Raw genomic sequence first — 3,601 nt, 5'->3', positions numbered from 1 at the left:
CCCTCCCGAACCCGGGAACGGCCGACCGCCCCGGGGGAAGGAGCGGAACCCGACCCGTGGACACGCCCCGCCGTGTCCGCCGGGGCGCGGGGTGGCTCCTCGCACTGGCCCTGGTGCTGACCGCGCTCAACCTGCGGCCCGCGATCTCCGGCCTCGGCCCGTTGCTGGAGGAGGTTCGTGCCGGCCTGGGGATGGGGGGCACCGTAGCCGGTCTCCTGACATCCGTCCCCGCCCTGTGCTTCGCCGTCTTCGGCGGCACCGCCCCCCGCCTCGCCCGCCGCCTCGGCCCGATCACCGTCGTCGCCGCCGGCACCGCCGCCATCACCCTGGGCCTGGCCCTGCGGCCGTGGGCGCCGAACACCGCCGTCTTCCTCGCCTGCACCGCCCTGGCCCTGGCCGGCATCGCGGTGGCCAACGTCCTGCTGCCGGTGGTGGTCAAGGGGTGGTTCCCCGACCGGCAGGGCACCATGACCGGTCTGTACTCGATGGCCCTCGCGCTGGGCACCGCCGGCGCGGCGGCGGTCACCGTCCCCCTCGCCCAACGGCTGGGCGGCGACTGGCGGCCCGGACTGCTCGTCTGGGCCCTGCCCGCGGTGATCGCCCTCGCGTGCTGGGCGGTGACGCTCCGCCGGGGTGTTCCCAAGCCCCACCCGGACGTGCTTCCCGGGGCGGAGCCCGCCCCGACCGATCCCCGTCCGCTGCGTCGTTCACCCACCGCCCTCGCGATGACGCTCTTCTTCGGACTCCAGTCCACCGCCGCCTACGTGACCATGGGGTGGATGCCGCAGATCTTCCGGGACGCCGGGGTCCCGGCGGTCACCTCCGGTCTCCTGCTGGCCGTCATCATGGGCATGGGGGTTCCGTTGGCCTTCGTGCTTCCCCGACTGGCCGTCCGGCTTCCCCACCAGGGACCCCTGGTGGCGGTTCTCGGCGTCTGTGGCCTGCTGGGCTACGCCGGACTCTGGCTGGCCCCCGCGCAGGGCGCCTGGGCCTGGGCGGTCCTGCTGGGAATCTCCGGCTGCGCCTTTCCCGTCGCGCTGGCCATGATCGGCCTGCGGGCGCGCACCCCCGCCGGGGTGGGGCGGCTCTCCGGCTTCGCGCAGAGCGGCGGCTATCTGCTGGCCGTGCCCGGCCCCCTGGCCGTCGGCGCGCTTCAGGAGGCCACCGGGGGTTGGGAGGCCCCCCTGCTCCTGTTGGCCGCGCTGATGGCGCTGCAGATCGTCGCCGGTGTGCGCGCCGGGCGGCCCGGCCTCGTCGAGGACGGGGCGTGAGGCCCGGCCCGCCGGACCCCGTCGGACCCGGTGGGAGACACCACGGGACCCGAATACCGGGACCGGGGTGGGGTTCTCCCCACCATCCCCTAGGGGGCGCGGTTCAGGGGGGCCCGGGTGGATCACCGGATGGGCCCGAGGAACCGCCCCTCGTAGGGTGGACACCATCGCACCGGCACTCGGCCGGAACGACCCGGGAACCGACCGGAACGGAGGGGATTCCCATGTCGGCCCAGACCACGCGCCCCGCACGGCGGGAGACGCGGCCACGCCTCCCCTGGTGGGGGGTGCTCGCCCCGGCGGCGGCCTTCACCGGCCTGCTGGTGCTCCTGCTCACCGGTTCCGATCCCGCGGCGGCCGCCGAGACGCCGCGCCCGCTGCCTTTGTTGCTGGAACACCTGATCGTGGCACTGCTGCGCTCCTGACCGGGCTCCCCGGCGGTGCCCCGGTCGGGGTTCGTCGGCGCCCGGAGCGGGCCCCGTCGGGGGCCCCGGACCGGTCACCCGGCTTCCCGACGAGCCGGGAAGGGAAGCCGGTTTCGTGGGAAGCTGGGACGCATGAGCGTCGATGTTCCCCGCAGGATCGTCCTTCTTCGCCACGCCAAGGCCGACTGGCCGCAGGTCTCCGATCACGACCGACCGCTCGCGGACCGGGGCCGTCGCGAGGCGCCCCTGGCGGGGCGTCGCCTCGCCGGCTCCGGCATCACCCCCGACCTCACCCTGTGCTCCACCGCCACCCGTACCCGGGAGACCTGGAAGCTGGCGGCCGCCGAACTGCCGCAGCGCCCCCGCACCGTCTACGAGGAGCGGATCTACGACGCATCGCTCGGTGAGCTGATCGCCGTGCTCAACGGGGTGGAGAACGAGGTCCGCGACCTTCTGGTGGTGGGACACAACCCCGGCGTGCACGCCCTCGCGGACGCGCTGGCCGGAGAGGGCGAGGGGGACGCCCTGTCCCGGATGAACCGGAGCGGCTACCCCACCTCGGGCATCGCCGTCCTCGGCTTCACCGGGGAGTGGAAGGCCGTCGAACACGGCGTGGCCAGGTTGGAGTCCTTCTGGACCCCCAAGGACTGATCGGGGCCGGGCGTCGGGATCACTCGCCGGCCTCCGCCGCCTCGACCTCCTCGCGGGTGATGCCCATCAGGTACAGCACGGTGTCCAGGAACGGCACATTCACCGAGGCATCGGCGGCCCGCCGCACCAGCGGCTTGGCGTTGAAGGCGACGCCCAGTCCCGCCGTGTTGAGCATGTCCAGGTCGTTGGCGCCGTCGCCGATGGCCACCGTTTGCGACAGCGGTACCCCCGCCTCGCGGGCGAACCGACGCAACAACCGGGCCTTCCCAGCCCGATCCACGATCTCCCCGGTGACCCGCCCGGTGAACCTTCCGTCCGCCACCTCCAGGGTGTTGGCCGCCGCGAAGTCCAGCCCCAGATGGTCGCGGAGGGAGTCCGTGACCTGGGTGAAGCCGCCCGAGACGATGCCCACCTGACAGCCCAGCCGCTTGAGGGTCCGTACCAGGGTGCGGGCCCCCGGGGTCAGCCGGACCTCGGCCCGGACCTTCTCGACGACCCGCTCCTCCAGACCCGCCAGCAGTGCCACCCGCGCGTGCAAGGACTCGGTGAAGTCCAGTTCGCCGCGCATCGCGGCCTCCGTCACCTCCGCGACCCGCTCCTCGCACCCGGCGTGCGCCGCGAACAGTTCGATGACCTCGTCCTGGATGAGCGTGGAGTCCACGTCCATCACCACCAGGCGCCGGCCGCGCCGCTGGAGTCCGGAGGCGACCACCGCCACGTCCACCTCCCCGCGCCGGGCCGCCTCGGTGGCCAACTCGGTGCGCAGGATCTGCGTGGCCACCCCGGAGACGTCGAACTCCACCGCGGTCACCGGATACTTGGCCAGACGGTGGATGCGGTCGATGTTCGCGCCGCAGCCGGTGACCCGGGCCGCGATGGCGGCCGTCGCCTCGGCGGTCAGCGGATGGCCCAGCACCGTGACATGCGAACGTCCCTCGCCGCGCGGCCGGTTGTCGCCGACACCGGAGATGATCTCGGCCTGCAACCGCTGCGACTCGGCCCACCCGTGGACGGTGGCCCGCAGTTCGCCCTCGGCGTCACCGGGGGACGTCACCAGTGCGCAGAGCGTTATCCGACCCCGGGTGACGACCTGTTCCAGGTCCACCACCTCGACACCGTAGGAGGCCAGGGTCTGCAGGAGACCGGCGGTCAATCCCGGCCGGTCCCGGCCGAAGATCTTGACCAGCAGGGTGCGTGGGTCCGGGCGGCCGGGGGCCGCGTCGGTCGGAGCGGAGGCCGCCCCGGGGCCCGGGG

The 3,601-nt window shown here is 73.9% G+C and carries 4 protein-coding genes; 3 read left to right on the top strand and 1 reads right to left on the bottom strand.

Annotation, left to right across the window (positions count from 1 at the left end):
* The 3 genes from FNQ90_RS16135 to FNQ90_RS16125 all read left to right on the top strand — a co-directional run.
* The coding region (locus FNQ90_RS16135) for a CynX/NimT family MFS transporter (RefSeq protein ID WP_228471280.1) at positions 1-1,271 on the top strand (1,271 nt) is incomplete at its 5' end.
* A gap of 224 nt (positions 1,272-1,495) precedes the next feature.
* Positions 1,496-1,696 (top strand): hypothetical protein, encoded by a 201-nt coding sequence (locus FNQ90_RS16130; RefSeq protein WP_143622931.1) that lies wholly within the window; start codon positions 1,496-1,498, stop codon positions 1,694-1,696.
* A 132-nt stretch (positions 1,697-1,828) separates the two neighbouring features.
* Positions 1,829-2,347, top strand: coding sequence for a SixA phosphatase family protein (locus FNQ90_RS16125; RefSeq protein WP_182607024.1), 519 nt, complete (start codon positions 1,829-1,831; stop codon positions 2,345-2,347).
* A 19-nt stretch (positions 2,348-2,366) separates the two neighbouring features.
* Here FNQ90_RS16125 and serB read toward each other — a convergent pair whose 3' ends face one another.
* The gene (gene serB / locus FNQ90_RS16120) at positions 2,367-3,536 is read right to left on the bottom strand and encodes a phosphoserine phosphatase SerB (protein WP_182607026.1); all 1,170 of its coding nucleotides are present in this window, start codon (positions 3,534-3,536) and stop codon (positions 2,367-2,369) included.
* Positions 3,537-3,601 lie beyond the last annotated feature (65 nt).

This window comes from Streptomyces alkaliphilus (assembly GCF_014141535.1).
GTDB lineage: Bacteria > Actinomycetota > Actinomycetes > Streptomycetales > Streptomycetaceae > Streptomyces > Streptomyces alkaliphilus.
This window is presented reverse-complemented; position numbering and strand designations above follow the sequence as displayed.